Source organism: Klebsiella electrica (assembly GCF_006711645.1).
GTDB classification, from domain to species: Bacteria; Pseudomonadota; Gammaproteobacteria; order Enterobacterales; family Enterobacteriaceae; genus Klebsiella; species Klebsiella electrica.
On sequence record NZ_CP041247.1, the window covers coordinates 12,855 to 34,608 of the forward strand.

Genomic DNA, 21,754 nt, shown 5'->3' on the forward strand with positions numbered 1-21,754 from the left:
TAACGATGTGAATTGCAAATAAAACGATTAAATACATAAAGATATGATTTATTCATTCTGATGTTTTAATCCGCGTCATTCATGATGTCTATTTTTAATTCAAAAAGTAGACAACATTGGCGGAATTAAAACCATGAAAGCGATCACGGATCGCAACGCCATCGCATGTTGTCGGGCGAGTAAATTCCTATTCTCGCTGTAGGCCGATACTCATGACAAATAAGGCCTCTTACCCTACTGGTTGTTAAATGAGGATTTTAAAATGCTCAGTCAAATACAACGCTTTGGCGGCGCCATGTTTACCCCGGTTTTACTGTTTCCTTTCGCCGGGATCGTGGTGGGTATTGCCATTATGCTACGCAACCCGATGTTTGTCGGCGAAGCGCTCACTGCACCCGATAGCTTATTTGCTCAGATTGTTCACATTATTGAAGAAGGCGGCTGGACGGTATTTCGTAACATGCCGCTGATTTTCGCCGTCGGCTTACCGATTGGCCTCGCGAAGCAGGCGCAGGGGCGAGCTTGCCTTGCCGTGCTGGTGAGTTTCCTGACGTGGAACTACTTCATCAACGCCATGGGCATGACCTGGGGCCATTTTTTCGGCGTCGATTTTTCTGCCGACCCCACGGCCGGCAGCGGCCTGACGATGATTGCCGGCATTAAAACGCTGGATACCAGTATCATCGGCGCGATCGTGATTTCCGGGATCGTCACCGCCCTGCATAACCGCTATTTTGATAAACCGCTGCCGGTGTTCCTCGGTATTTTCCAGGGCTCTTCATTTGTCGTTATCGTTGCCTTCCTGGCGATGATCCCCTGCGCATGGTTAACGCTGCTGGGGTGGCCAAAGGTGCAGATGGGCATTGAATCGCTGCAGGCTTTTTTACGCTCTGCCGGGGCGTTAGGGGTCTGGGTCTATATTTTCCTTGAGCGCATTCTGATTCCCACCGGCCTGCATCACTTTGTCTACGGACCGTTTATTTTTGGCCCGGCGGTGGTGGAAGGCGGTCTCCAGGTCTACTGGGCACAGCATCTGCAGGAGTTCAGCCAGAGTACCGAACCGCTGAAAGCCCTGTTCCCGGAAGGCGGTTTCGCCCTGCACGGCAACGCCAAGGTCTTTGGCTCGGTCGGGATTGCGCTGGCGCTCTATTTCACCGCCGCGCCGGAAAACCGCGTCAAAGTGGCCGGATTGCTGATTCCGGCGACGCTGACCGCCATGCTGGTGGGGATTACCGAACCGCTGGAATTCACCTTCCTGTTTATCTCGCCGCTGCTGTTTGCCGTCCATGCGGTGCTGGCGGCGACGATGGCGACGGTGATGTATATGTGCGGGGTCGTCGGTAACTTCGGCGGTGGTCTGCTTGACCAGTTCCTGCCGCAAAACTGGATCCCGATGTTTCACAACCATGCCTCGATGATGTTCATCCAGATAGGCATCGGAGTGTGCTTCACCGCTATCTACTTCGTTATCTTCCGCGCCCTGATATTGCATTTCAATCTGAAGACGCCGGGCCGCGAAGCGAGTGAAATCAAACTCTACAGCAAGGCGGATTACCAGGCCGCGCGTGGCAAGACAAGTGCGGCGGGCGCCGCGGTATCCAACTCGGGTCAGGCCGCTGGCTTTCTGCAGGCGCTGGGCGGCGCAAGCAATATCGAATGCGTCAACAATTGCGCCACCCGACTTCGTATCACGCTAATCGATATGGCGAAAACACAAAGCGACGACGTCTTTAAAGCGCTGGGCGCTCACGGGGTGGTGCGTCGCGGCAACGGGATTCAGGTCATCGTCGGCCTGCATGTTCCCCAGGTTCGCGACCAGCTGGAATCCCTGATGAAAAATTCTCTACAGACCGAACAAACCACCATGACGGAGGCAGTATCATGAAAAAATTCTCAGTTGTTATCGCAGGCGGCGGCAGTACATTCACACCAGGTATCGTATTGATGTTGTTAGCAAACCAGGACCGTTTCCCGCTGCGGGCACTGAAATTTTATGACAACGACGGCGCGCGTCAGGAGACCATCGCCGAAGCGTGTAAAGTGATTCTTAAAGAGCAGGCGCCGGAAATTGAGTTCAGCTATACCACCGACCCGCAGGCGGCCTTTACCGATGTGGATTTTGTGATGGCGCATATCCGTGTTGGCAAATATCCGATGCGCGAAAAAGATGAAAAAATCCCGCTGCGCCACGGCGTGCTGGGCCAGGAAACCTGCGGGCCTGGCGGGATCGCCTACGGCATGCGCTCTATCGGCGGCGTGCTGGAACTGGTGGACTATATGGAAAAATATTCGCCGAACGCCTGGATGCTGAACTACTCCAACCCGGCGGCCATCGTCGCGGAAGCTACGCGTCGCCTGCGTCCGAATGCGAAAATCCTCAATATCTGCGATATGCCGATCGGCATTGAAGGGCGCATGGCGCAAATTGTCGGCCTCAAAGATCGTAAACAGATGCGGGTGCGCTATTACGGGCTGAACCACTTCGGCTGGTGGACGTCGATTGAAGATCTGCAGGGCAACGATCTGATGCCGAAACTGCGCGAACATGTGGCGAAATATGGTTATGTGCCGCCTTCCAACGATCCGCATACCGAGGCCAGCTGGAACGATACCTTCGCCAAAGCGAAAGATGTGCAGGCGCTGGATCCGGATACTATGCCGAATACCTACCTGAAGTATTACCTGTTCCCGGATTACGTCGTCGAGCACTCTAACCCGGCGCGTACCCGCGCTAACGAGGTGATGGATCACCGCGAGAAAAATGTCTTTAGCGCCTGTCGGGCAATTATTGCCGCGGGTCAATCTTCCGCCGGCGATCTGGAAATTGATGAGCACGCCTCATACATCGTGGATCTGGCGACCGCCATTGCCTTCAACACCCAGGAGCGCATGCTGCTGATCGTACCGAACAATGGCGCTATCCATAATTTTGATGCCGATGCGATGGTGGAAATTCCGTGCCTGGTGGGCCACAACGGGCCGGAACCGCTGACGGTCGGCGATATTCCGAACTTCCAGAAAGGGATGATGAGCCAGCAGGTAGCGGTGGAGAAACTGGTGGTCGATGCCTGGGAACATCGTTCTTATCACAAGCTGTGGCAGGCGATTACGCTGTCGAAAACCGTGCCGAGCGCATCCGTCGCGAAAGCGATACTCGACGACCTGATTGAGGCCAACAAAGAGTACTGGCCGGAACTGCATTAATCCTCACCTTAGCCGGCATCCATCGGGTGCCGGTTCTTTCGCTGCTCCCCTGTTCGTCACAAATTACGCTATGCTGAAGCCTGTCCGCGCTACGAACAAGGAACCCTGATGAAAATTTCCCGCGTCGGCGAAGCGCCGGATTACCGCTTCTCGCTGGCCAACGAACGCACTTTTCTGGCGTGGATCCGCACGGCATTAGGCTTTCTTGCCGCCGGGGTCGGCTTAGATCAGCTGGCGCCGGATTTTGCCACGCCGCTGATTCGCGAAGTGCTGGCGCTGCTGCTGTGTTTGTTTGCCGGCGGCCTGGCGATTTATGGCTACCTGCGCTGGCTGAGTAACGAAAAAGCGATGCGCCTGAAGCAGGATCTGCCCTACACCAGAACGCTGCTGGCGATCAGTCTGTTGCTGATGATGGTGGTGGTAGTGGTGATAGGCCTGGTTCTGTATGGCGGATAAGCGCCGGGCGCGGCGGGAAAGCGATCCGGGATTGCAGCCGGAACGGACATCGCTGGCCTGGTTTCGCACGTTGCTGGGCTATGCGGCACTGATGGCGCTGGCGATTAAACATAACTGGCATCGCGCGGGGGCGCTGTTCTGGCTATCGATTGGCGTCCTGGCGATAGTGGTTATTGTGCTCTGGGGCTACACGCGGCGCCGTAAGCTGATGGATGTGGACGAGAGTGATTTTGTTCAGCCGCAGGCGATACGTGACAAGTTTTTCATTGCCGTCGCCGTCCTTTCGCTGTCGCTGATGTTTGCGGCCACGCACCTGCGGCAGATAGCGTTATTTCTGCAGAGTGTGACATAACGGAAAGTGGGCCCAGCGGCGTATCCCCCGCCCCTGAGCCCGTGGTATTAACGCCCTTTCGCCAGGTACTGCGCCATCTCTTCTTCCGGCACCATGCCGCCGCCGGTCGCCCAGACCAGATGCGTGGCGTTGTCCATCTGGCGGGTTGTGAAGCCGTGCATCTGCTGATATGTCTCGCTGGCGCAAACGCGCTGCGGTCCGGCCATCCCGGCCAGCGCGGACGGCTCCAGGCGGATATTTTCCGCTTGCGCCAGCCAGCCCAGCATGTCGTACATCGTCTGGTCGCTGAGGGTATAGAAACCATCCAGCAGACGCGCCATAGCCCTGCCGACAAACCCGGAAGCGCGACCAACGGCCAGGCCGTCGGCGGCAGTGAGATTATCAATACCCAGATCCTGGACCGAAATTTCATCATGCAGGCCGGTATGGACGCCGAGCAACATGCAAGGAGAGTGCGTGGGTTCAGCGAAGAAACAGTGTACATGGTCGCCGAAAGCCAGCTTCAGACCAAACGCGACCCCGCCAGGACCGCCGCCGACGCCGCACGGCAGATAGACAAACAGCGGATGGTCGGCATCGACCACGCGTCCCTGGTGGGCAAACTGCGCTTTCAGGCGCTCGCCTGCGACGGCGTAGCCGAGGAACAGCGTGCGTGAGTTCTCATCATCGATAAAGAAGCAGTTGGGGTCCGCTTCGGCGGCTTTACGCCCCTGTTCGACCGCGACGCCGTAATCCTGTTCGTATTCAACCACCGTTACGCCGTGGCTGCGCAGCTTCGCTTTTTTCCATGCCCGGGCATCGGCAGACATATGCACGGTGACGTTAAAACCGATACATGCGCTCATGATGCCAATCGACATCCCCAGGTTGCCGGTGGAACCGACGGCGATGCTGTACTGGCTAAAGAACTGCTTAAATTCCGGGGTCAGCAGCTTGCGATAGTCATCTTCGGTGGCAAGTAACCCCGCTTCCAGCGCCAGCTTTTCGGCGTGGGTCAGCACCTCGTAAATACCGCCGCGGGCCTTGATGGAGCCGGAAATCGGCAGATGACTGTCTTTTTTCAGCAGCAGATCGCCGTAAATGGGCTGGATAAAAGCCTGCTCCAGCCGTGCTTTCATTGCCGGGATAGCGACCAGCCCGGATTCAATAATCCCCCCGGTGGCGGCGGTTTCCGGGAATGCCTGCGCCAGATACGGCGCAAAACGCTCAAGGCGGGCGCGGGCCTCCTGAACATCGTCAGCCGTCAGGCCAACGTAGGGTAAACCTTCCGCCAGCGAAGTGGTTGCCGGGTTAAACCAGGTGGTTTCTTTCAGGGCAACCAGATCCTTCAGCAGAGGGAACCGGGCAAGTAAAGTGGTCATGTCAGCGTTTTTCATATTACGTCTCTTTGCGCTCAGATGATGAAAGAAAGCAGGAACGTGCAGGCTAGTGCAAGTAAGGATGCGATAAATGTAGCGGTTGTATAGTATTTGAACGTCTCGCTCAGGCTCGCACCGCAGTATTGTTTAACCAGCCAGAACAGGGAATCGGTAACGATCGTGCAGCCAATTGCGCCGGAACCAATGGCAATGGCGATGATCTCCGGGCTAACGCTAGGGTAGAGCGGCAGCATCGGCGCCACGATGGCCGTAGCCCCCATCATGGCGACGGTGGCAGAACCGACCGCCGCATGCAGAATCAGCGCCACCAGCCAGGCCAGCAGAATCGGGTGCATATGCATGCCGGACAGAATCACCGCCAGTGAATCGGCCAGGCCGCTGGTTTTCAGGACCGCGTTGAACGCGCCGCCTGCGCCGATAATCAGCAGGATATTGGCAATGGAGCCAAAGCCCTTTTCGGTATGGCTCAGCAGCGTAGCCATCCCCATATTCTGCCGGATGCCGAGGACGTAGTAGGCCACGAAGACGGCGATAAACATGGCGGTAATCGGGTTGCCGATAAACTCCAGCAACATATACAGCGTGCCGGTTTTAGCCATATTCAGCTCGGCAACGGTTTTTACCAGCATCAGCGCGATCGGCAGCAAAATGGTCAGTAGCGTAGCGCCGAGCGACGGCAGTGTCTCTTCTTGACGAACTTCCAGATTGGCAAACTCAACAGGAACCGCTTTGAACGGCAGGCGGTTGCCCAGCAGCTTCAGGAACAGCGGGCCGCCAACCAGCGAGGCCATCAACCCAACCAGCAAACCGTAGACAATCACGCTACCGATATCGGCGCCCAGCTTATTGGCGACGAACAGCGCGGCCGGGTGCGGCGGGACGACGCAGTGCACGGCCATTAACGCGGTGCACAGCGGAATCGCCAGCTTCAGCAGGGAGGTATGGGTCTTTTTAGCGATGGAAAAGGCCAGCGGGATCAGCAGCACCACGCCGACTTCGACAAACAGCGTAATCCCGCAAATCAGGCCAACCAGCACCATGATCACATCGACCGACAGCCAGCGGCAGCGCTGAAGCGTCAGGCCGATACGTTCGGCGGCGCCTGAGATCTCCATCATTTTGCCAAGAATGGTGCCGAGGCCGATCACCGCCGCCAGGAAACCGAGGGTTCCACCGATGCCATTTTCAATGGCGTTGACCATGTCCAGCGGGCTCATCCCCATCATAGCGCCGACGAAGAAACTGGCTAACAGCAGCGCCAGAAAGGGGTGAAATTTCAGTTTTACGATAGTCAAAACAATCAACACAATGCTGATTAATAACGTGCTCACAACCCAAATCTGAGACTCCATACCCCACCTCACCCGTGAATTAGATGGGGTCATTGAACAGAAAAACGGCACCGGCTGACAAACGATATAAATAGCGCTTCAGATGAATTAGATTGAATCAAAGTGGTGATTAATGTCTAAAATTGTCTTTTATTTGCGCCATGAGTCACTTTTTTTCATCTTTAAACCCACGCAGGGCAACCATTTTTCTTACAATCAGCGCTAAACAATCAGGGGAATCGAACGATGGATGTCGCTAAAGAGATAGGTAACCGGCTGCTCAACGGCTGGCAACTGTCAAAGCTGTATACCTTTGAGGTCGCTGCGCGCCATGAATCTTTCGCCCTGGCGGCGGAAGAGCTATCGCTGACTCCCAGCGCAGTGAGCCACCGGATGAATCAGCTGGAGGAAGAGCTGGGTATTCAGCTCTTTGTGCGCTCTCATCGGAAAGTGGAGTTAACCCATGAGGGGCGGCGGGTGTTCTGGGCGCTGAAATCTTCGCTGGACAGTCTGAACCAGGAGATTCTGGATATCAAAAATCAGGAACTGTCAGGCACGCTGACCGTCTACTCACGCCCGTCGATAGCCCAGTGCTGGCTGGTACCGGCGCTCGGCGACTTTACCCGCCGCTATCCGTCGATATCGCTTACCGTCCTCACCGGCAACGATAATGTGAATATGCAGCGGGCGGGCATCGATCTGGCGCTCTATTTCGACGATCTGCCTTCATCACAATTAACCCACCATTATCTGATGGATGAAGCGATCGTACCGGTTTGCACGGCGGACTATGCCCGGCAGCATCAGCTCCAGCAAAACCCCGATAATCTGCAGCATTGCACCCTGCTGCACGATCGCCAGGCCTGGAGCAATGATTCCGGCACCGACGAATGGTTTAGCTGGGCGCAGCACTTTGGGGTTAATTTGCCGCAATCGTCGGGCATTGGCTTCGATCGTTCAGATTTGGCGGTGATTGCCGCGATGAACCATGTTGGCGTGGCGATGGGGCGTAAACGGCTGGTACAAAAGCGCCTGGCGAGCGGAGAACTGATTGCGCCCTTTGGCGAGATGACGTTGAAATGCCACCAGCACTACTATGTGACGACGTTAGCGGGGCGCCAGTGGCCGAAAATCGACGCGTTTATTCACTGGCTGCAAAGCCTGGTGCGCTGAGACCCCCGGTTGCGCTACGCTAACCGGGGCTACGGACGGTAGCCCGGTAAGGCAGATATGCCGCCATCCGGGGAAGACGCCGGGCGCTAAACCGGCTGCTGGTGGCGGCTGAAACGCGAAGCCAGCGGCAGCCAGCACAGCAGAATCAGCAGGCCCATGAGCATCATCAATAACCCGAGGCTGCTTTGACCGGTCTGCGGCATCAGCGCCGAGAGCCAGGCCAGGACGCCGGAGCCGATGTTTTGCAGGCCGCCCACCAGCGCGCCTGCCGTGCCGGCAAGGAACGGGAAGGGTTCCATCGCGCCGCTGGTCGCCAGCGGGAACAGCATGCCGGCGCCAAAGAAAAACAGTGCCGCGGGCACCAGCAGCGTCCAGACGGTCATCACGCCCATCAGGCCTGGGATCCACATCATGATGCCCGCCAGCAGGCAGCAAATCACCGATTGCCACATCAGGGTTGAGAAGCGTTTATGCGGGCGTCCGGCAAACCAGGCACCGAAAAAAGCCGCCGGGATGGGCAGAATAAACAGAATACTCACCGCCATGCTGCTTAGATCAAGCACGGCGCCCATCAGCACGCCGGAACAGGCTTCGAATACGGCGATTCCGGCGAGGCCGCCAATCAGCATCAGCAGATAGCAGTTGAACGCGGTATTGCCGAAAAGCGTTTTGTAACTGGTCGCCAGCCGGGAGCGCGGTGCGCCAGCCGGACGGGTTTCTGGCATCCAGCGCACCATGCTAAAGGTCACGCCCGCGCACAAAATCAGCAGGAAGGCGTAGCATGCTCGCCAGCTCCACAGCGTATTGAGGATACCGCCAAGCAGCGGCGCCAGCAGCGGGCTGACCAAAATGCCCATATTTAACAGGCTGTTGGCATGTCTGAGCTGGGAGCCTTCATACAGATCGCGCGGCAGCGTGCGCGCCATGACTCCGCCGACGCCGGTTCCCATGCCCTGGATGGCGCTGGCGATAATCAGCACCGTCAGGCTGTGGGTGGTGATAGCCACCAGCGTCGCCAGCATAAAGATAGACATCCCGATGAGGATCACCGGCCGTCTTCCGGTGCGGTCGGACAGCGGGCCATAAAAGAGCTGAGAGACGCCATAGGTCAGCAAATAAGCCGCCATGACGCTCTGCACGGCCCCTTCGCGGGCGTTTAGCGAAATAGCCATATCGGCGATCGCCGGGATATAAATGGTCTGCGCCATCTGGCCGACGGCCACCAGCAGTACCAGCATCAACAACAAAGTGAAGTTCTTATGCCGTTTCATGTCGATGAATACTTCGTGATTAGATATAAATAAAGAGTATGTGACTGGAACATCCCGTAAACGATGGAGGAATCTACCACATAAAAATGACAGCACAACTATATGGCGATGACTGGAGAGGAATTTCAGGCAGGTTTTGTAAACAATAATCGGCAACAAATGTTGCCATTCTGCGTCAGGACAGACGCAGCAGGATAGCCCCCGCCGCAATGCCGCAGGCGGCGACGATTCGCAGGGCGATAAGCTTCTCTTTGAGCAGCACGAACGCGATGACGGCGCCGAATAAAATCGAGGTTTCTCGCAGCGCGGCCACCACCGCCAGCGGCGCCTGGGTCATCGCCCACAGCGCCAGACCGTATGATCCCATGGTACTCAGGCCGCCGATCGCGCCTTTTTTCCAGTGCTGACGCAGGTAGCGGCTGGCTTGCTGGCGACGAGCGACCATCGACCAGCTCAGCAGGCAGCAGCCGTTCATCAAAAAGGACCACAGCGTGTAGCCCAGCGCCGTATCCGACAACCGCACGCCGGTACCATCAACCAACGTATAGCCGGCGATAAAACAGGCGTTGATCAGTGCGAGGGTGATGCCGTAGCCGGAGCGAGTCCGGCCGTTGCAGGCCATGGCGAGGATCGCCAGACAGATTACGCCAATCCCCGTCCATGCCAGCGGCGACAGCGTGTCGCCGAGGAACGCGACGCTAATCACCGCCACCAGCAGCGGCGCGGTGCCGCGCATCAATGGATAGGTCTGGCTCATGTCGGAGACCTGGTAGGTTTTGGCGACCAGAACGGTGTATACCACCTGCAATGCGCTGGAAAGCGCCAGATACGGCACGCTGGCCAGGGAGGGCTGCGGTGCGAAAGGCAAGGCCGCGAGGGCGATAAGCGCGGCAGAGCCGCTCACGCCAATCGCCGCGTACAGCTTATCTCCACTTGCTTTGACGATAGCATTCCAGCTGGCATGCAGCAGAGCGGCGAACAGCAGAACGCAGAAAACGGTTATCGTCATGGCAGGTGTGCGGGTGAGTGAGCGGGTCCTGGCACTGTAACACGGGGGTTTTCACCCGACCAGCCGCGCTTAAAGCGAGCAGAACAGGCGATGAGTGACCCGCGGCTCATCATAAACCGGGCGAAACCCAAGCGATTCATAAAACGGCCACGCCGACGGCGGCGCGTGCGTGTTGAGAAAATCAAACCAGGTGCCGGAGTGGGTGATGACCGCCACCAGCAGTTGCTGGCCGATATTCTGCCGCCGGAAGGCGTCGCTGATATATAAATGGCGGATGCGCCCGGCTCGCAGCTGCGGGCTGAAGGGGTCAATATTCAGCCCGCAAACCCCCACCAGCTGCCCGGCGACAAAGGCGCCCAGCAGTTTTTCCCCAGGCGCGCTAAAGCGGTTTTTGCCGCTTTGCCAGTTCTCCGCCAGGCGGCGCAGCATATTGAAATGTTGGGCGAGACTTTCACTGCGCAAAGCAATAAACCCGGGGTCGTCGGGCGTGGTGGCGGCAATCAACAGCGGTGGCATGATTTTCTCCAGTAAGTCAGCACAAGGTTAATGGGAACCGCCTGTAGAGGGGCGGTGTCCCGCCCCTCCCAGGTGCGACTTGAACCTGAATCAGCGTAGCTGTTTCAGGACGGCATCAAGCAGTTGCAACACGGCAACCATGAGTTTCAGGATAAGAACAACAATATCCACGGCACCCATACGCGTCTCCCCTGGTACAGGAGCACGACCGGCTGGCGTACCTTTCCGCCGCCTGTTGCCAGCCAGGATATACGCCGCCTGCCGGGACACGTTGCCGTGGCTGACAGGCATTAGCGTATTTGTTGACGTAACACAGTGTGCTCTCTCGGGGTTAAGGCGCTGACGGCACCACCCGTTTCAGCCAGGACTTTATTGCGCCGGTGATACATGCGGCCCCGAATGACACAATGCGTACGTTTTCAGTATAAACAAATACTGTATATATAAACAGTATTTTCTCGACAAAATGGCGCTCGCCATCCATACTCTACTTTGGCAAAAACCGGGGTGAAAATTGCGTGAACGTCTGCGCGCGCGTATACTTTCAGCGTTGACGTAATACAGTGTACTTGCGGTTACCAGCCGTAAAATGCTGAGAAAAACCTCGCTCCGGCGGGGTTTTTTGTTTTTTCGACCGCTCAGAAATTGTGATCCTTCACACAAATCCTCGTGGATGAAAATAAATCCGTTGTTTAATCGCGGCAGCTGTGTTTGTATAAATTCAGTTAAATTTTCGACACAACAGGTCCCTAATGAACGCTGCCACTCTGACTTCGACCCTACTAAAAACCGCGCCTGCCGCGGTGGTCGTCGTGTCTGTGGTGGTCGTCGTCGGCAACGCGCCGTAGGGTCCGGAACAACACGATTCCAAACCCCGCCGGCGCAAACCGGGCGGGGTTTTTTTTCGACACTCGCCCGGTAAGTCGGCTCAAAATAAAAGGACTGGAGCATGGCAAGTTCGGGCACAACAGCAGAAAAAATGCGCTTTACCGGCGCGCAGTTAGTTATTCATTTACTGGAACGCCAGGGGATCACCACCGTTGCGGGCATCCCGGGCGGCTCAATCCTTCCCATCTATGACGCATTAAGCCAAAGCACGCAGATTCGCCACGTTCTGGCGCGTCACGAGCAGGGGGCGGGTTTTATCGCTCAGGGGATGGCGCGTACTGAGGGCAAACCGGCGGTCTGTATGGCCTGTAGCGGCCCGGGTGCCACCAACCTGATCACCGCCATCGCCGATGCGCGTCTGGACTCGATTCCGCTGGTGTGCATTACCGGCCAGGTTCCGGCATCCATGATCGGGACCGACGCGTTCCAGGAAGTCGACACCTACGGTATCTCTATCCCCATCACTAAACATAACTACCTGGTCCGCGATATTGCCGAACTGCCGCAGGTGATGAGCGACGCTTTCCGCATTGCTCAGTCCGGCCGCCCGGGCCCGGTGTGGATAGATATTCCTAAGGATGTGCAGGCGGCGACCATCGAGCTGGAGGTGTTACCGGAGCCGGGCACGCGCACCGCGCCGCCGACATTTGACCGCGCCAGCGTCCACGATGCGGCGACGATGATCAATGCGGCTAAACGCCCGGTACTTTATCTGGGCGGCGGGGTGATTAATGCTCCTGAGCAGGTGCGTGCGCTGGCGGAAAAAGCGAACCTGCCTACCACCATGACCCTGATGGCGCTGGGGATGCTGCCGAAGGCGCACCCGCTGTCGCTGGGCATGCTGGGGATGCACGGCGCGCGTAGCACCAACTTTATTCTGCAGGAAGCGGATTTACTGATTGTTTTAGGCGCGCGTTTTGATGACCGGGCGATTGGTAAAACCGAGCAGTTCTGCCCGAACGCGAAAATTATTCACGTCGATATCGACCGTTCCGAGCTGGGTAAAATCAAGCAGCCGCACGTGGCGATTCAAGGGGATGTGGCCGACGTTCTGGCGCAGCTGACGCCGCAGGTCGCCGCCCAGCCGCGCGACGAGTGGCGCCAGCTGGTGGCGGATCTGCAGCGCGAGTTCCCTTCCCCGATTCCGCAGGAGAGCGACCCGCTCACCCATTATGGCCTGATCAACGCCGTTGCTGCCTGCGTTAACGATGAGGCGATCGTCACCACCGACGTCGGCCAGCATCAGATGTGGGTCGCCCAGGCGTATCCGCTGAATCGCCCGCGTCAATGGCTGACTTCCGGCGGGCTGGGGACCATGGGGTTCGGTCTGCCGGCAGCGGTCGGAGCGGCGTTGGCTAATCCACAGCGTAAAGTCATCTGCTTTTCCGGCGACGGCAGCCTGATGATGAACATCCAGGAGATGGCCACCGCGGCGGAAAACCAGCTGGATGTGAAAATCATCCTGATGAATAACGAAGCGCTGGGGCTGGTCTATCAGCAGCAGAGCCTGTTTTATCAGCAGGGGGTATTTGCCGCGACCTATCCCGGAATGATTAACTTTATGCAGATTGCCGCCGGCTTTGGCCTGCAAACCTGCGATTTAAATCACGAAGCCGACCCGCAGGCAGCGCTGCAGGCGATCATCGATCGTCCCGGTCCGGCGCTGATTCATGTGCGCATTGATGCGGAAGAGAAAGTCTATCCGATGGTTCCGCCGGGAGCGGCAAATACAGAAATGGTGGGGGAATAAACCATGCAACAGCAGACTCATGACAACGTTATTCTGGAACTCACCGTCCGCAACCATCCGGGGGTGATGACCCACGTCTGTGGCCTGTTTGCCCGCCGCGCGTTTAACGTCGAAGGCATTCTTTGCTTGCCGATTCAGAACAGCAACCACAGCCGCATCTGGCTCCTGGTGAACGATGACCAGCGGCTGGGGCAGATGATCAGCCAGATTGAAAAACTGGAAGACGTGGAGAAGGTGGCGCGTAACCAGTCCGATCCTTCCATGTTTAATAAAATTGCCGTCTTCTTTGAGTAAGAGCCTGTCCCGTCAGGCGATTTGATTTGCCATCCTGGCTCTGGGCAGTGCTCCAAATCCTCACGTACTGCGTGTACGTGGCGGTTTTTGCGCTGCCCATGTCCAGACGGGCTGCAACAATCTACGTCTGGCGGGATGGCGCTAAGTTATTCGCTTTCAGAGTCCGGGGTGATGACTTTTACCGACCCGTTCCGGCAGTGCGCGGCATAGTCTGCCGGTAACGGGCGATCGCTTATCAGCACATCAAAGGCTGGCAGCGGCGCAATACTGGCAGGCGCAACATCGTCGAACAGCGCGTAGCGGGCGAGCAGGATTTTCCGCAGGCCGCGATCCATCGCTTGACGTTTGGTGGCGAGGTCGTCGGGATTAAACCAGCTGACGCCAAAATGTTCGTGAACGCCGCTGGCGGAGATAAACACTTTACGCGGATTGAGCGAATCCAGCGCTGAAGGGTTACTGGTATCGTAGAAGGCATCGCTCTTCGCCCGATAGGTGCCTCCGCATAAGATGGCGGTGGCGTTGGGCTTTTCATTTAAGGCCATAAACACCCGATGTGAATAGCAAATACCGGTAAAGATAATGTCATCGGGGATCATATTAATGACCAGCGGCATTTCGCTGCCGTTATCAAAAAAGACCAGGTCGTTTTCGCTGACCAGGCCGGCGGCGAGGATGGCAATCGGCAGATCGTCGCGATGATGGGCTGCTTTTGTCGCCAGTGCTGGCGTGACGGAAGGCGATGAGGGTTTGTTGACCATCACCACATAGCCGCCCAGCAGCGTAAGCGGCAGCGGTTCGTCGTTTTCCTGGCTGAGATCCCGGCGAATGGTCATCACAGAGACCTCCAGCATACGCGCGGCGTCTTTAAGATGGATGCGGTCGGTTTTCTTCAGCAGTTCCATCAGGCGACGTATACGTTCTTTTTGCTTGGTCTCCATTCACACTCTCCGTAATTCATGTGGCAAATGTTCTTTTTGTAACATTTTGTCCCTGCTGAAACATTATGCATTCACATTACTATACTGCGGCCACTGCAGAATTAAAAGCCTGATTGATCTCGTTTTTGTTAAAATAAATTCTTTATTTTCAGTTTGTTGTGTTGTTATTTTCAATGTTTGTTTTTCTTCATCTCACGATTCTTCACATTTCTCTGGTTGATAAATAAACATTAAATGATACTGCAATCGCGATCATGGTCACAAATGGTACTAAAGTAACATGATAATGTTACGATAATATCATTGTTATGTGATTGTTTCTGAGAGGTAGTAAAATGGATATCGCGGTTATTGGCTCCAACATGGTGGACCTCATCACCTACACCAACCAGATGCCGAAAGAGGGGGAAACCCTTGAGGCACCGGCATTCAAAATTGGCTGCGGCGGGAAAGGGGCCAACCAGGCCGTGGCGGCCGCTAAGCTCAATTCGAAAGTGCTGATGTTGACCAAGGTGGGAGATGATATCTTTGCGGATAACACAATTCGCAATCTTGAGTCCTGGGGCATCAATACCACCTATGTTGAGAAAGTCCCCTGCACCAGCAGCGGCGTAGCGCCGATCTTCGTGAATGCTAACTCCAGCAACAGCATTCTTATTATTAAGGGTGCCAACAAATTCCTCTCTCCTGAAGATATCGATCGTGCCGCCGAGGATTTAAAAAAATGCCAGCTGATTATTTTGCAGCTTGAGGTGCAACTGGAGACGGTTTACCACGCGATCGAATTTGGTAAAAAGCACGGTATTGAAGTGTTATTAAATCCGGCGCCAGCTCTGCGTGAATTAGATATGTCTTATGCCTGCAAATGTGATTTCTTTGTCCCCAATGAGACCGAGCTGGAGATATTAACCGGCCTGCCTGTAGATACTTACGATAATATTCGTATCGCCGCCCGCAGCCTCGTGGAAAAGGGCCTCAACAATATTATTGTGACCATGGGTGAGAAAGGCGCGCTGTGGATGACGCGCACTCAGGAAGTGCATGTCCCGGCCTTTAAAGTCAGCGCGGTAGATACCAGCGGCGCAGGCGATGCCTTTATCGGTTGTTTTGCTCATTATTACGTCCAGAGCGGAGATGTTGAATCCGCCATGAAAAAAGCCGTGCTCTTTGCCGCCTTTAGCGTCACCGGGAAAGGCACGCAATCATCTTATCCCAGTATTGAGCAGTTTAATGAATATCTGTCGTTAAACGAATAATCACCCTGCACTGTAAAAGGTAGCACTATGAACGATAAAAACATCATTCAGATGCCTGACGGCTATCTGAACAAAACCCCTCTGTTCCAGTTTATTTTGTTATCATGCTTATTCCCGTTATGGGGATGTGCTGCGGCCTTAAATGATATTTTAATTACGCAGTTTAAAAGCGTATTTGCATTAAGTAACTTTGCCTCCGCACTGGTCCAGAGTGCATTTTATGGCGGTTATTTTTTAATTGCGATTCCGGCGTCGTTAGTGATTAAAAACACCAGCTATAAAGTCGCTATTCTCACGGGGCTGACGCTGTATATCGTCGGCTGCACGCTCTTTTTCCCGGCATCGCACATGGCAACCTACACCATGTTCCTGGCCGCGATTTTCGCGATTGCCATCGGCCTGAGCTTTCTCGAGACGGCAGCGAACACCTACAGCTCGATGATTGGCCCGAAAAGCCATGCCACGCTGCGCCTGAACATCAGCCAGACTTTTTATCCGATTGGCGCGGCAGCCGGTATTTTGCTGGGTAAATATCTGGTCTTTTCCGATGGCGAAAGTCTGGAAAAACAGATGGCCGGCATGAATGCCGAGCAGATTCATAATTTTAAAGTTCTGATGCTGGAAAACACCCTTGAGCCTTATAAGTACATGATCATGGTGCTGGTGGTGGTCATGGTGCTGTTCCTGCTGACGCGCTTCCCGACCTGTAAAGTTGCGCAGACGGCGAACCATAAACGCCCGTCGGCGGCCGACACGCTGCGCTACCTGGCCAGCAACGCACGTTTTCGTCGCGGAATTGTCGCTCAGTTCTTGTATGTCGGTATGCAGGTCACCGTCTGGTCGTTCACCATTCGCCTTGCGCTGGAGCTGGGTGATATCAACGAGCGCGATGCCTCAACGTTTATGGTCTACAGCTTTGCCTGCTTCTTTATCGGTAAGTTTATCGCCAATATCTTAATGACCCGCTTCACGCCGGAAAAAGTGCTGATTCTCTACTCGGTTATCGGCGCGCTGTTCCTTGCGTATGTGGCGCTGGCGCCGAGCTTTAGCGCGGTCTACGTGGCGGTGCTGGTGAGCGTGCTGTTCGGACCATGCTGGGCAACTATCTATGCCGGTACGCTTGATACGGTGGATAACGAACACACCGAGATGGCCGGTGCGGTGATTGTGATGGCGATTATTGGCGCTGCCGTCGTCCCTGCGATTCAGGGCTTTGTGGCCGATATGTTCCACTCGCTGCAGGTCTCTTTCCTGGTGCCGATGCTGTGCTTCATCTACGTCGGCATCTATTTCTGGCGTGAATGCAAAGTCCGCCGTGCGCTGACTGAAGCGACGGTATCCTGAGGAGAATGCTGATGACGACACGCTTACCTTTATGGCGCCAGCTCTTTGGCGAGCAACCGCGCACGCTGCTGGCGAATGATGACTTCACGGTAACGGCTTTCCGCTACGCCAGCGGCGTAGAGGGGCTGCGGGTAGAAAACGCGCGCGGCTATCTGGTGATTCTGCCCTGGCTGGGGCAAATGATCTGGGATGCCGAGTTTGACGGCCACGATCTGACCATGCGCAATATGTTCAGCGAACCGAAGCCGGCGGCGGAGGTGGTGGCTACCTACGGCTGCTTCGCTTTCCACTCAGGACTGTTGGCGAACGGCTGTCCGTCGCCGCAGGATACCCACCCGCTGCATGGTGAAATGGCCTGCGCGGCCATGGATGAAGCCTGGCTTGAACTGGAGGCCGACTGCCTGCGCGTGGCGGGGCGCTACGAATACGTGATGGGCTTTGGTCATCACTATGAGGCGCGGCCGACGGTGGCCTTACGGCGAGCCAGCGCGCTGTTTGATATCCAGATGACGGTGACCAATCTCGCCTCTGTCGCCATGCCGCTGCAGTACATGTGCCATATGAACTATGCCTATGTGGCGCAGGCGACCTTCAGCCAGAATATCCCGGATGAAGCGCTCTCGCTGCGCGAGTCGGTACCGGCCCATGTACAGCCGACGGAATCGTGGCTGGCGTTCAATCAGCGTCTCCTGCAAGGCGAAGCCTCGCTGACCACGTTGTGTGAGCCTCAGTATTACGATCCGGAAATCGTCTTTTTTGCCGATAAGCTGGATCGCTACACCGATAGCCCGGAATTTCGCATGATAGCGCCGGATGGCACCACGTTTGTTACGCGGTTCTCCAGCACTGAGTTCAATTATGTTACCCGCTGGATCCTCTATAACGGCGATCAGCAGGTTGCCGCCTTCGCGCTGCCCGCCACCTGTCGGCCTGAGGGATTCCTCGCGGCTCAGCGTAATGGCAGTCTGATTTCGCTGGCGCCGCAGCAAACCCGGAGCTTCACGGTGACCACCGGTATCGCCTGAGGCGGATAATCCTGCGCAAGGCTTGAACAACAACGTGCTTATCGTTAAGGTAAGCGCGTTTTTTAACCCGCCAGGATACGCCATGACCACCATTGCCCTTATTGACGATCATCTTATCGTCCGCTCCGGATTTGCGCAGCTGCTGGGGCTGGAAGCCGATTTCCAGGTGGTCGCTGAATTCGGTTCCGCCCGTGAAGCGTTGAGCGGACTGCCTGGGCGCGGTGTACAGGTCTGTATTTGTGATATCTCGATGCCGGATATGTCAGGGCTTGAGCTGCTCAGCCAACTGCCGAAAGGCATGGCGACCGTCATGCTCTCCGTCCACGATAGCCCGGCGCTGGTGGAACAGGCGCTGAATGCTGGCGCCCGCGGTTTTCTCTCCAAACGCTGTAGCCCGGATGAGCTGATCGCCGCGGTCAGAACGGTGGCGGCTGGCGGCTGTTACCTGACGCCGGATATCGCCATGAAGCTGGCGGCAGGCCGCCAGGACCCGCTCACCCGCCGCGAGCGGCAGGTCGCGGAAAAGCTGGCGCAGGGGATGGCGGTGAAAGAGATCGCCGCTGAGCTGGCATTGTCGCCAAAAACCGTGCATGTGCATCGCGCGAATTTGCTGGAAAAGCTGGGCGTCAGCAACGATGTTGAGCTGGCGCGGCGTATGTTCGATAGCTGGCAATGAGACCGTTACTCTCCCGGCTGCTTTCGGTGGCCGGCTGCTTCTGCATTTTCTCCGCCGCGTGGTTCTGCCTGTGGAGCATCAGCCTGCATCTGGTCGAACGGGCGGATCTTGCCGTTCTGCTGTTCCCCTTTGGTCTGCGGCTGGGTCTGATGCTTCAGTGCCCGCGCGGCTACTGGCCGGTGTTGCTGGGCGCTGAATGGCTGCTGATCTTCTGGCTGGCGCAGGAAGTGGCGCTGGCGCATCCGATAATATTGATGATCGGTAGCGTGCTGGCGCTGCTGCCGGTGGCGCTCATTTCGCGCTATCGTCACCAGCGCGACTGGCTCACATTGCTGCGGCAGGGTGCCGCGCTGATTGCCGCCGCGCTGCTGCAATCGCTGCCGTGGATGAGCGAAGGGAGCGACGGACTGAACGCGCTGTTGCTGACGTTAACCGGCGGCCTGACGCTGGCTCCGACCTGTCTGGTTATCTGGCACTATCTCACCAGTACCGTCTGGCGACCGCTGGGGCCATCGCTGGTTTCACAGCCGATCAACTGGCGAGGGCGGCATCTGATCTGGTATCTGCTGCTGTTTAGCGTCAGCCTCTGGCTCCAGCTGGGACTGCCCGCCGAACTGTCGCGTTTTACCCCTTTCTGCCTGGCGCTGCCGATCATCGCACTCGCCTGGCATTACGGCTGGCAGGGGGCGCTGATCGCCGCGCTGATGAACGCTATCGCGTTAATCGCCAGCCAGACCTGGCACGATCATCCGGTGGATTTGCTGCTCTCGCTGCTGGCGCAGAGCCTGACCGGGCTGCTGTTGGGCGCCGGGATTCAGCGTCTGCGCGAACTGAACCAGTCGCTGCAAAATGAACTGGCGCGCAACCAGCGGCTGGCGGAGCGGCTACTGGAAACCGAAGAGAGCGTGCGCCGGGACGTGGCGCGCGAACTGCATGATGACATCGGCCAGACCATTACCGCGATTCGCACTCAGGCCGGGATTGTGCAGCGTCTGGCGCCGGAAAACGGCGGCGTGAAACAGAGCGGCCAGCTTATTGAACAGCTTTCGCTCGGAGTTTACGACTCGGTTCGTCGCCTGCTGGGCCGCCTGCGTCCGCGTCAGCTCGACGACCTGCCCCTTGAACAGGCGGTACGTTCGCTGATGCGCGAAATGGAGCTGGAAGATAGCGGGATGATCAGCCATCTCGACTGGCGCATCGATGAGGCCGCCTTAAGCGAAAACCAGCGCGTGACGCTGTTTCGCGTCTGCCAGGAGGGGCTGAATAACATCGTTAAGCATGCCAACGCCAGCGCGGTGACGCTGCAAGGCTGGCAGCAGGATGAGCGGCTGATGCTGGTACTTGAGGATGATGGCTGCGGGCTGCCGCCGGGGACCGGGCAGCAGGGCTTTGGCCTGACCGGTATGCGCGAACGGGTGACGGCGCTGGGCGGCACGCTCACTATCTCCTGTACGCACGGCACCCGGGTCTGCGTCAGCCTGCCGCGCCGTTATGTTTGAGGAGTGATGATGCTGAGCTTTCTGAAATCCCCACCCGATGCCGATCCGATCGCCGATAAGCAGGCGCTGGATGAGCGCTACCGCTACTGGCGGCGCCATATTCTGCTGACCATCTGGCTGGGCTATGCCCTGTTTTATTTCACGCGCAAAAGCTTTAACGCCGCGGTGCCGGAAATTCTCGCCAGCAACGTCCTGACCCGCAGCGATATTGGCCTGCTGGCGACGCTGTTTTACATCACCTACGGGCTGTCGAAGTTTTTCTCCGGCATCGTCAGCGACCGCTCCAACGCCCGCTATTTTATGGGCCTTGGACTCATTGCTACCGGGATAGTGAATATTCTGTTCGGCTTTTCCACTTCGCTATGGGCGTTTGCGCTGCTGTGGGCGCTGAACGCCTTTTTCCAGGGCTGGGGATCGCCGGTGTGCGCCCGTCTGCTGACGGCCTGGTATTCGCGTACCGAGCGCGGCGGCTGGTGGGCGCTGTGGAATACCGCGCATAACGTCGGCGGGGCGCTGATTCCGATGGTGGTCGGCGCGGCGGCGCTGCACTACGGCTGGCGAACCGGGATGATGATTGCCGGGACGCTGGCGATTCTCGCCGGGCTGTTCCTCTGCTGGCGGCTGCGCGACCGGCCGCAGGTTGTTGGGCTGCCCGCGGTGGGCGACTGGCGGCATGACGAGCTGGAGATTGCCCAGCAGCAGGAAGGGGCGGGGCTGACGCGCAAAGAGATCCTCACCAAATACGTGCTGCTGAACCCCTATATCTGGCTGCTGTCGCTGTGCTACGTGCTGGTCTACGTGGTGCGGGCGGCGATTAACGACTGGGGCAACCTGTATATGTCGGAGACGCTGGGCGTCGACCTGGTGACCGCCAATTCGGCGGTGACGATGTTCGAGCTGGGCGGTTTTATTGGCGCGCTGGTGGCAGGCTGGGGGTCGGATAAGCTGTTCAACGGCAACCGAGGGCCGATGAACCTGATTTTCGCCGCCGGTATTTTGCTCTCGGTCGGCAGTTTATGGCTGATGCCTTTCGCCAGCTATGTGATGCAGACCGCCTGCTTCTTTACCACCGGTTTCTTTGTGTTTGGCCCCCAGATGCTGATTGGTATGGCGGCGGCGGAGTGTTCCCACAAAGAAGCGGCGGGGGCGGCAACCGGATTTGTCGGGCTGTTTGCCTATCTCGGGGCGTCGCTTTCCGGCTGGCCGCTGGCGCAGGTCATGGAAATCTGGCACTGGAGCGGTTTTTTCGTGGTCATCGCTATTGCCGCCGGGATTTCCGCGCTGCTGCTGCTGCCGTTTTTAAACGCTCAGGCGCCGAGAACCGCTCACGAAGCGTGACCTGTCTCTCCTTTTTACTCTGATTGGGACAAAACTAAGAAATTTTCCCGGTTCC

Annotated in this window: 20 protein-coding genes and 1 pseudogene; 14 read left to right on the top strand and 7 right to left on the bottom strand. The window is 56.9% G+C overall.

The features are described 5' to 3' along the window. The first annotated feature begins 262 nt into the window (after positions 1-262). The 4 genes from Electrica_RS00060 to Electrica_RS00075 all read left to right on the top strand — a co-directional run bounded on the left by Electrica_RS00060 (position 263) and on the right by Electrica_RS00075 (position 4,012). Positions 263-1,885 (top strand): alpha-glucoside-specific PTS transporter subunit IIBC, encoded by a 1,623-nt coding sequence (locus Electrica_RS00060; protein WP_141962941.1) that lies wholly within the window; start codon positions 263-265, stop codon positions 1,883-1,885. Then, positions 1,882-3,204 (top strand): 6-phospho-alpha-glucosidase, encoded by a 1,323-nt coding sequence (locus Electrica_RS00065; RefSeq protein ID WP_141962943.1) that lies wholly within the window; start codon positions 1,882-1,884, stop codon positions 3,202-3,204. The genes Electrica_RS00060 and Electrica_RS00065 overlap by 4 nt, the downstream gene beginning before the upstream one ends. Positions 3,205-3,312: 108 nt before the next feature. After that, positions 3,313-3,660: a YidH family protein gene (locus tag Electrica_RS00070; protein WP_131050156.1), complete on the top strand. Its 348-nt coding sequence runs from the start codon at positions 3,313-3,315 to the stop codon at positions 3,658-3,660. Further along, on the top strand, positions 3,650-4,012 hold the full coding sequence (locus Electrica_RS00075; RefSeq protein WP_141962945.1) for a DUF202 domain-containing protein: 363 nt from the start codon (positions 3,650-3,652) through the stop codon (positions 4,010-4,012). Before Electrica_RS00070 ends, Electrica_RS00075 begins: the two co-directional genes overlap by 11 nt. A 47-nt stretch (positions 4,013-4,059) precedes the next feature. On the opposite strand, the gene dsdA is transcribed toward Electrica_RS00075, so the two are convergent. Together dsdA and dsdX are read right to left on the bottom strand one after the other, a co-directional pair. Continuing rightward, positions 4,060-5,388, bottom strand: a complete 1,329-nt coding sequence (gene dsdA / locus Electrica_RS00080) for a D-serine ammonia-lyase (protein WP_141962947.1) — start codon at positions 5,386-5,388, stop codon at positions 4,060-4,062. Between the two features lie 17 nt (positions 5,389-5,405). Continuing rightward, positions 5,406-6,743 (bottom strand): D-serine transporter DsdX, encoded by a 1,338-nt coding sequence (gene dsdX, locus Electrica_RS00085; RefSeq protein WP_141962949.1) that lies wholly within the window; start codon positions 6,741-6,743, stop codon positions 5,406-5,408. A 225-nt stretch (positions 6,744-6,968) separates the two neighbouring features. On the opposite strand from dsdX, the gene dsdC reads away from it, so the two are divergent. Beyond that, positions 6,969-7,895, top strand: a complete 927-nt coding sequence (dsdC, locus tag Electrica_RS00090) for a DNA-binding transcriptional regulator DsdC (RefSeq protein WP_100684609.1) — start codon at positions 6,969-6,971, stop codon at positions 7,893-7,895. 86 nt (positions 7,896-7,981) lie between these two features. On the opposite strand, the gene emrD is transcribed toward dsdC, so the two are convergent. From emrD to tisB, 4 genes and pseudogenes are all read right to left on the bottom strand, one after another. Beyond that, entirely contained in the window at positions 7,982-9,166 is a 1,185-nt protein-coding gene (emrD, locus tag Electrica_RS00095; protein WP_100684610.1) for a multidrug efflux MFS transporter EmrD, read from the bottom strand. Positions 9,167-9,341: 175 nt separating this feature from the next. Then, complete coding sequence (locus Electrica_RS00100; RefSeq protein ID WP_100684611.1) at positions 9,342-10,175, bottom strand: DMT family transporter; 834 nt, start codon at positions 10,173-10,175, stop codon at positions 9,342-9,344. A gap of 69 nt (positions 10,176-10,244) precedes the next feature. Next, complete coding sequence (locus Electrica_RS00105; protein WP_100684612.1) at positions 10,245-10,691, bottom strand: GNAT family N-acetyltransferase; 447 nt, start codon at positions 10,689-10,691, stop codon at positions 10,245-10,247. Between the two features lie 90 nt (positions 10,692-10,781). Next, positions 10,782-10,899: pseudogene (gene tisB, locus Electrica_RS00110) on the bottom strand (type I toxin-antitoxin system toxin TisB); the annotation flags it as partial. Between the two features lie 544 nt (positions 10,900-11,443). Between tisB and ivbL the strand changes: the two are divergent. From ivbL to ilvN, 3 genes are all read left to right on the top strand, one after another. After that, positions 11,444-11,539: an ilvB operon leader peptide IvbL gene (ivbL, locus tag Electrica_RS00115; protein WP_100684613.1), complete on the top strand. Its 96-nt coding sequence runs from the start codon at positions 11,444-11,446 to the stop codon at positions 11,537-11,539. A gap of 101 nt (positions 11,540-11,640) precedes the next feature. Beyond that, complete coding sequence (gene ilvB, locus Electrica_RS00120; RefSeq protein WP_141962951.1) at positions 11,641-13,329, top strand: acetolactate synthase large subunit; 1,689 nt, start codon at positions 11,641-11,643, stop codon at positions 13,327-13,329. A 3-nt stretch (positions 13,330-13,332) separates the two neighbouring features. Further along, the gene (gene ilvN, locus Electrica_RS00125) at positions 13,333-13,623 is read left to right on the top strand and encodes an acetolactate synthase small subunit (protein WP_004869110.1); all 291 of its coding nucleotides are present in this window, start codon (positions 13,333-13,335) and stop codon (positions 13,621-13,623) included. A gap of 146 nt (positions 13,624-13,769) precedes the next feature. On the opposite strand, the gene Electrica_RS00130 is transcribed toward ilvN, so the two are convergent. Next, positions 13,770-14,561 carry a DeoR family transcriptional regulator gene (locus tag Electrica_RS00130; RefSeq protein ID WP_131050161.1) on the bottom strand — a complete coding sequence of 264 codons (792 nt, stop codon included), beginning with the start codon at positions 14,559-14,561 and terminating at the stop codon, positions 13,770-13,772. Between the two features lie 335 nt (positions 14,562-14,896). Here Electrica_RS00130 and rbsK point away from each other — a divergent pair, with 335 nt between their 5' ends. From rbsK to uhpC, 6 genes are all read left to right on the top strand, one after another. Continuing rightward, positions 14,897-15,817 carry a ribokinase gene (gene rbsK, locus Electrica_RS00135; protein ID WP_100684616.1) on the top strand — a complete coding sequence of 307 codons (921 nt, stop codon included), beginning with the start codon at positions 14,897-14,899 and terminating at the stop codon, positions 15,815-15,817. A gap of 27 nt (positions 15,818-15,844) precedes the next feature. Then, positions 15,845-17,161 (top strand): L-fucose:H+ symporter permease, encoded by a 1,317-nt coding sequence (gene fucP / locus Electrica_RS00140; RefSeq protein WP_141962953.1) that lies wholly within the window; start codon positions 15,845-15,847, stop codon positions 17,159-17,161. An 11-nt stretch (positions 17,162-17,172) separates the two neighbouring features. After that, positions 17,173-18,186: an aldose 1-epimerase family protein gene (locus Electrica_RS00145; RefSeq protein WP_141962955.1), complete on the top strand. Its 1,014-nt coding sequence runs from the start codon at positions 17,173-17,175 to the stop codon at positions 18,184-18,186. Between the two features lie 82 nt (positions 18,187-18,268). Next, the gene (gene uhpA / locus Electrica_RS00150; RefSeq protein WP_141962957.1) at positions 18,269-18,862 is read left to right on the top strand and encodes a transcriptional regulator UhpA; all 594 of its coding nucleotides are present in this window, start codon (positions 18,269-18,271) and stop codon (positions 18,860-18,862) included. Positions 18,863-18,879: 17 nt separating this feature from the next. After that, positions 18,880-20,361, top strand: coding sequence for a signal transduction histidine-protein kinase/phosphatase UhpB (gene uhpB, locus Electrica_RS00155; protein WP_167686259.1), 1,482 nt, complete (start codon positions 18,880-18,882; stop codon positions 20,359-20,361). A gap of 9 nt (positions 20,362-20,370) precedes the next feature. Beyond that, the gene (gene uhpC, locus Electrica_RS00160) at positions 20,371-21,699 is read left to right on the top strand and encodes an MFS transporter (protein WP_100684621.1); all 1,329 of its coding nucleotides are present in this window, start codon (positions 20,371-20,373) and stop codon (positions 21,697-21,699) included. Positions 21,700-21,754 lie beyond the last annotated feature (55 nt).

What these genes read in the sequence shown, in the direction of transcription:
- dsdX (WP_141962949.1), bottom strand. Translation starts at nt 6,743, where the DNA reads ATGGAGTCTCAGATTTGGGTTGTGAGCACGTTATTAATCAGCATTGTG.
- ilvB (WP_141962951.1), top strand. Translation starts at nt 11,641, where the DNA reads ATGGCAAGTTCGGGCACAACAGCAGAAAAAATGCGCTTTACCGGCGCG.
- Electrica_RS00070 (WP_131050156.1), top strand. Translation starts at nt 3,313, where the DNA reads ATGAAAATTTCCCGCGTCGGCGAAGCGCCGGATTACCGCTTCTCGCTG.
- Electrica_RS00065 (WP_141962943.1), top strand. Translation starts at nt 1,882, where the DNA reads ATGAAAAAATTCTCAGTTGTTATCGCAGGCGGCGGCAGTACATTCACA.
- dsdC (WP_100684609.1), top strand. Translation starts at nt 6,969, where the DNA reads ATGGATGTCGCTAAAGAGATAGGTAACCGGCTGCTCAACGGCTGGCAA.
- dsdA (WP_141962947.1), bottom strand. Translation starts at nt 5,388, where the DNA reads ATGAAAAACGCTGACATGACCACTTTACTTGCCCGGTTCCCTCTGCTG.
- Electrica_RS00130 (WP_131050161.1), bottom strand. Translation starts at nt 14,561, where the DNA reads ATGGAGACCAAGCAAAAAGAACGTATACGTCGCCTGATGGAACTGCTG.
- Electrica_RS00060 (WP_141962941.1), top strand. Translation starts at nt 263, where the DNA reads ATGCTCAGTCAAATACAACGCTTTGGCGGCGCCATGTTTACCCCGGTT.
- Electrica_RS00100 (WP_100684611.1), bottom strand. Translation starts at nt 10,175, where the DNA reads ATGACGATAACCGTTTTCTGCGTTCTGCTGTTCGCCGCTCTGCTGCAT.
- ilvN (WP_004869110.1), top strand. Translation starts at nt 13,333, where the DNA reads ATGCAACAGCAGACTCATGACAACGTTATTCTGGAACTCACCGTCCGC.
- fucP (WP_141962953.1), top strand. Translation starts at nt 15,845, where the DNA reads ATGAACGATAAAAACATCATTCAGATGCCTGACGGCTATCTGAACAAA.
- emrD (WP_100684610.1), bottom strand. Translation starts at nt 9,166, where the DNA reads ATGAAACGGCATAAGAACTTCACTTTGTTGTTGATGCTGGTACTGCTG.
- uhpC (WP_100684621.1), top strand. Translation starts at nt 20,371, where the DNA reads ATGCTGAGCTTTCTGAAATCCCCACCCGATGCCGATCCGATCGCCGAT.
- uhpA (WP_141962957.1), top strand. Translation starts at nt 18,269, where the DNA reads ATGACCACCATTGCCCTTATTGACGATCATCTTATCGTCCGCTCCGGA.
- Electrica_RS00145 (WP_141962955.1), top strand. Translation starts at nt 17,173, where the DNA reads ATGACGACACGCTTACCTTTATGGCGCCAGCTCTTTGGCGAGCAACCG.
- ivbL (WP_100684613.1), top strand. Translation starts at nt 11,444, where the DNA reads ATGAACGCTGCCACTCTGACTTCGACCCTACTAAAAACCGCGCCTGCC.
- rbsK (WP_100684616.1), top strand. Translation starts at nt 14,897, where the DNA reads ATGGATATCGCGGTTATTGGCTCCAACATGGTGGACCTCATCACCTAC.
- Electrica_RS00105 (WP_100684612.1), bottom strand. Translation starts at nt 10,691, where the DNA reads ATGCCACCGCTGTTGATTGCCGCCACCACGCCCGACGACCCCGGGTTT.
- Electrica_RS00075 (WP_141962945.1), top strand. Translation starts at nt 3,650, where the DNA reads ATGGCGGATAAGCGCCGGGCGCGGCGGGAAAGCGATCCGGGATTGCAG.